Raw genomic sequence first — 5307 nt, forward strand, 5'->3', positions numbered from 1 at the left:
CTCCACCTCCTCCACACCCACCCCCAGGGCCAGGTTCTCCGCCAGCCACTGACGCCACTCCGGACGCAGCAGGGACTTGTCCTCGTTCATTCGGAACTCCTTGAAATCCTTGAAGGATTGGCCCGGGGGGGCCCCTCCTGCCGGTGCGGCGGAGCGTGGTATGGACAGCCCCGTCCGTCTTTTTCCACCCATCCCATGCTTACGCAGGACTTCCGTCGTACCAGGAGAAGCCATTCATGACCCCCGGAGACCTGTCCTCTCCCCGCTCTGGCACTTTCGAACCGGACCACAGCGCCCCACACGTGAAGGGCTCGTATGTGAATTGTGAGAACCGGGCGCCGCGCCGCCGCCGGCCGCTGCCGCCGCCGTCGGTGCCTCCCCTGCTGGACGGGGCGCAGGCCGCTCGCTGAGCAGCCGGGCCCGGCGGGCCTGTCTGCCCTTCCGGGCATTTTTCTCTCAAGAAACGAACCGCTCGGCGTCTTTAGTCAGGAAAGCCCACCAGTCACTTCGGGGCCTTGTGTCATGGCCAACCTCTTCAACCGGGAACGACGCCACTTCGAGGCGTTCATCCAGCGACACCGGCCCAGCCTGCTGGCGGTGGCGCGGCGGTTGTGCGCCCGCGGCATCCTGGACCCGGAAGACCTGGTCCAGGAGGCCTTCGAGCGGGCGTTGCCGGAGTACGGCCACCTGAAGGACCGGACGGAAGCGGCGTGCGCGGCGTGGCTGTGCACGACCATGACCAACCGGTTCCTGGACCACTGCCGCCGGCAGCGCACGGAGAGCCGGGGGCTGCCGCACCTGGCGCTGGTGCATGACCTGCCGGCGACGGGGGACGGGGACCGGGAGAACTGGGAGCTGGTGGGCAACGACGCGTTCCAGGCGGCCATCGAGCAGCTCAAGCCGCACCTGCGGGACGCTTACAAGCTTCACGCCGAGGGTCGCCGCTACCAGGCGATCGCCGAACATTTCAACGTTCCCGTGGGAACCGTGGGCAGCTGGCTGACGCTGGCGCGCCGGGACCTGAGGGAACTGCTGCTTCCGAGCGTCGCGGTGGCCCGGGAGCGGGGAGTCCAGTCATGAACGCGCATTGCACCCGGCTGCATCTCTTCATGGACGGCGAGCTGTCCGAGTCCGACGCCGAAGGGTTCCGGAACCACCTGCCACGCTGTGCCGCCTGCGAGGGCGGCCTGCGAGACCTGCTCCAGCTGGAGCTGCTGGCGGCGCGGGCCCTGGGCACGGGCGTGGTGGAGCAGCCGGCCGCGAAGCCGGAGGGCAACGTGGTGGCGCTGGGCGCGTGGGTGCGCCGCAACGCGCGCGTGGTGGCCCCGCTGGCCATGGCCGCCAGCCTGTGCGCCATCTTCGTGCCGCGCATGATGCCCGCCGCGGAGGTGCCGGCGGTCGTCTTCCTGGACAACCAGACCACCCGCGAGCTGGAGGCCCGCCTGTCTGATCCGCGCGCGGACAAGCACCGTCCCTACAGCCCCATGCGCGGTGGCGCGGACGGCGCGGAGGCGGGGAAGGTCACGCTGCCCCTGCGTCCGCTGGCGGAGATGGAGGAGCGCAAGGACTTCCGCGGCATCGTCGCGGCCTACGTGCTGCACGGCCAGTGGCAGCAGGCGCAGGCGGTGCTGGCGCGCGAGCCCGCGTCGCACAAGCGCAACATCGACCTGTCGGTGGTGGCGCTGCAGGACGGCCGCTACCAGGACGCGCTGAAGCAGCTGGAGTCGGTGCTGCTCGAGGATCCGGGCAACCCCCAGGCGCTGTGGAACCGCGGACTCGCGCTGCGCGCCCTGGGCCAGAAGGAGGATGCCGCGGCCGCCTTCGAAAAGGTGGCGGAGGGGAAGGAGCCCGGCTGGAGCGACGAGGCGCGCGACCTGGCGAAGGGGCTGCGCGAGGAAGCGCGCAAGCTGAAGGACCCGCACGACGAAGCCGCCCACTGAAGCACCCCGGCTTCCCCCGCGCGTCACGAGCGTCCACCACCGGGCGCTCCGCGCGGGGTTCCCGCCTCACCGCTCGGGATGACGTGACAGGCTGCTGGGGTTGTCGGAACACTCCAGGAGCCGCCCATGCCCGAGTCCCCGCCCCGCGCTTCCGCCGACTACGCGTCCACCCGCCGTGACTTCCGGTGGGAGCGGCCGGCGCACTTCAACTTCGCCACGGACGTCATCGACCGGCACGCGGCCGAGCGGCCCCAGGCCCCCGCGCTCCAGTGGTCCGACGAGTCCGGGCGCTCGCAGCGCTTCAGCTTCCAGGAGCTGAAGGAGCGCTCGCTGCACGCGGCGCGCTTCCTCACCGGGCTGGGCCTGAAGCGCGGCGACCGGGTCTTCATCCTGATGCCGCGCGTGCCGGAGTGGTGGTTCCTGGTGCTGGGCTGCATCCGCGCGGGCATCGTCTTCATGCCCGGCACGCCCATGCTCACCGCGAAGGACATCCGCTACCGGCTGGAGGTGTCCGGCGCGAAGGCGGTCCTCACCGACGGCAGCTGCCTGGACCGCTTCGAGGGCGTGCTGGGCCAGGCCCCCGGCGTGACGACGTGGGTGTCCACCGGCGACGCGCCTTCTCCGTGGACGCGCTACGTGTCCGAGGCCCTGGCGGAAGGCCAGGCCACGGCGTTCCCGCCCACGCGCTCGGATGATCCGCTGCTCATCTACTTCACGTCCGGCACCACGGGCATGCCGAAGATGGTGCTGCACACCCAGTCCAGCTACGGCCAGGGGCACCTCATCACCGGCCGCTACTGGTTGGATTTGAAGCCGGAGGACCGGCACCTCACGCTCAGCGACACCGGCTGGGCGAAGTGCGCGTGGGGCAAGCTCTTCGGCCCGTGGAGCGTGGGCGCGTGCAACGTCGTCTACGACTTCCGCGGCCGCTTCGACCCCATGGCCTTCCTGAAGGTGCTGGAGCGGGAGCAGGTCACCACCTTCTGCGCGCCGCCCACCGCGTGGCGCGCGCTGGTGCTCCAGGATTTGAAGGCCGTGGACCTGTCCTCGCTGCGCCATTCGCTGAGCGCGGGCGAGCCGCTCAACCCGGAGGTCATCCAGACGTGGAAGGAGGCCACCGGGCTGCACATCCGCGAGGGCTACGGCCAGACGGAGACGGTGGTCATCGTGGGCATCTTCCCCGGGATGGAGCCGCGCGTGGGCTCCATGGGCAAGCCATCCCCGGGCTTCACCGTGGGCGTCATCGACGAGCACGGCAATGAAGTCGCGGACGGACAGGAGGGCGACATCGCCGTGCGCGTGAAGCCGGAGCGGCCGGTGGGCCTGTTCGCGGGCTACCTCAACGACGACGCGGCCAACGCCGCCAGCAGCCGGGGGGACTGGTACGTCACCGGCGACCGCGCGGTGCGCGACGCGGACGGCTACCTGTGGTTCGTGGGGCGCTCCGACGACGTCATCAAGACGTCCGGCTACCGCGTGGGCCCCTTCGAGGTGGAGTCCGCGCTGATTGAACACCCGGCGGTGGCCGAGTCCGCCGTCATCGGCGTGCCGGACGACAAGATTGGCCAGCGCATCAAGGCGTACGTGCTGCTCACGCCGGGCCACACGCCGTCACCGGAGCTCGCGCAGGAGCTGCAGGACTTCGTGAAGAAGACCACGGCGCCCTACAAGTACCCGCGCGAGATCGAGTTCGTCACGGAACTGCCCAAGACGGTGAGCGGGAAGATCCGCCGCGCGGAGCTGCGCGCCACCCAGAAGAAGTGAGCGGCGCGCAGTGGGGGCAGGGGACTACTTCAGCCAGTCCGAGTGCACGAAGCCGGCGTCGGGCTTGTCCCGGCGCTGGTACGTGTGCGCGCCGAACGCGTCACGCTGGGCCTGGGTGAGGTTCTGCGGCAGCTCCGGGCTGCGGTAGCTGTCCATGTACGCCAGGCTGCTGCTGAACACCGGCACGGGGATGCCCGCCGCCGTCGCGGCGCCCACGAGCTTGCGCCACGCCGGGGCCATCTTGTTCAGCACCGGCGCGAAGGCTTCCGACACCATCAGGTTGGGCAGCGTGGGCTGCTGCTGGAAGGACTCGCGCAGCGGGGTGAGCAGCTTCGCGCGGATGATGCAGCCGCCCCGCCAGATGCGCGCCATCTCCGCCAGCGACACGCCCCACTTGTACTCGTCCGACGCCGCCTGGATGAGCCGCATGCCCTGCGCGTACGTCACCACGCGCGCCGCGTAGAGCGCGTCGTGCGCCCACTGCGCCAGCTCCTTCTGCTCTCCCGAAGAGAGGGAGATGGCGGGGCCCTGGAGCTTCTTGCTCGCGGCCACGCGCTCATCCTTGCGCGCGGACAGGTTGCGCGCGTCCAGCGCGGACGCGATGGAGGGCACCGGCACGCCCAGGTCCAGCGCCACCTGCACCGTCCACTTGCCCGTGCCCTTCTGGCCGGCCTTGTCCAGCACCAGGTCCACCAGCGGCTTGCCTGTCTCCGGGTCGCGCTTGCGCAGCACCTTGATGGTGGTCTCCAGGAGGAACGACTCCGCGATGCCCTCGTTCCACTTGCTGAACAGGTCCGCGAGCGCCGCGGTGTCCAGGCCCAGGCCGCGGCGGAGCACGTCGTACGTCTCCGCGAGCAGCTGCATGTCCGCGTACTCGATGCCGTTGTGCACCATCTTCACGAAGTGGCCCGCGCCCTCCGGGCCCACGTGGGTGACGCACAGGCCCTCTTCGCTGCGCGCGGCGATGGCCTCCAGCACCGGCTGCACCAGCGCGTACGCGTCCTTGGGGCCGCCCGGCATGATGGACGGGCCGTGGCGCGCGCCCTCCTCACCGCCGGACACGCCGATGCCCAGGAAGTGGAAGCCCTTCTCCTTGCACAGGGCCTCACGGCGGCGCGTGTCCAGGTACCAGGAGTTGCCCGCGTCCATGATGACGTCGCCGGGCGACAGCAGCGGGAACAGCCGCTCCATCATCTCGTCCACGGCCGCGCCCGCGGTGATCATCAGGAGGATGCGGCGCGGACGCTCCAGTCCGGCGACGAACTGCTCCAGCTCCGGGAAGCCTTGCAGGGCCTGCTTCGGGTTGTCCTTCTGGACCTGCTGGAGCTTCTCCGGGTGGCGGTCCCATACGGCGACGCGGAAGCCGTGGTCCGCGATGTTGAGGGCCAGGCTGGCGCCCATGACGCCCATGCCCGCCACGCCGAACTGCGCCGGCTTCGTCTGTGTGCTCATCGTTCCCTCCAGAGGGCCCGCCTCACCCGTGGGCGGCGGGATCCAGCATCCACTGCGTGTTCGTCACGTGCGCCGCGGGCAGGGACATATCGCCCGCGAGCACCCGCCGCATGGCGTCCCGCTTGCCCTCGCCCGCCACCAGCCCCAGCAC

The 5307-nt window shown here is 70.5% G+C and carries 4 protein-coding genes; 3 read left to right on the forward strand and 1 reads right to left on the reverse strand.

The window, feature by feature from the left end:
- Positions 1-522: 522 nt before the first annotated feature.
- The 3 genes from D7W79_RS38410 to D7W79_RS38420 all read left to right on the forward strand — a co-directional run bounded on the left by D7W79_RS38410 (position 523) and on the right by D7W79_RS38420 (position 3704).
- Positions 523-1080 (forward strand): RNA polymerase sigma factor, encoded by a 558-nt coding sequence (locus D7W79_RS38410; protein ID WP_120530214.1) that lies wholly within the window; start codon positions 523-525, stop codon positions 1078-1080.
- Positions 1077-1940: a zf-HC2 domain-containing protein gene (locus tag D7W79_RS38415; protein ID WP_120530215.1), complete on the forward strand. Its 864-nt coding sequence runs from the start codon at positions 1077-1079 to the stop codon at positions 1938-1940. The genes D7W79_RS38410 and D7W79_RS38415 overlap by 4 nt, the downstream gene beginning before the upstream one ends.
- A gap of 126 nt (positions 1941-2066) precedes the next feature.
- Positions 2067-3704: an acetate--CoA ligase gene (locus tag D7W79_RS38420; RefSeq protein ID WP_120530216.1), complete on the forward strand. Its 1638-nt coding sequence runs from the start codon at positions 2067-2069 to the stop codon at positions 3702-3704.
- A 24-nt stretch (positions 3705-3728) separates the two neighbouring features.
- On the opposite strand, the gene gnd is transcribed toward D7W79_RS38420, so the two are convergent.
- A complete protein-coding gene (gene gnd, locus D7W79_RS38425) occupies positions 3729-5156 on the reverse strand; it encodes an NADP-dependent phosphogluconate dehydrogenase (protein ID WP_120530217.1) in 1428 nt (475 codons plus the stop codon).
- Between the last annotated feature and the right edge of the window lie 151 nt (positions 5157-5307).

This window comes from Corallococcus exercitus (assembly GCF_003611585.1).
Taxonomy (GTDB): domain Bacteria; phylum Myxococcota; class Myxococcia; order Myxococcales; family Myxococcaceae; genus Corallococcus; species Corallococcus exercitus.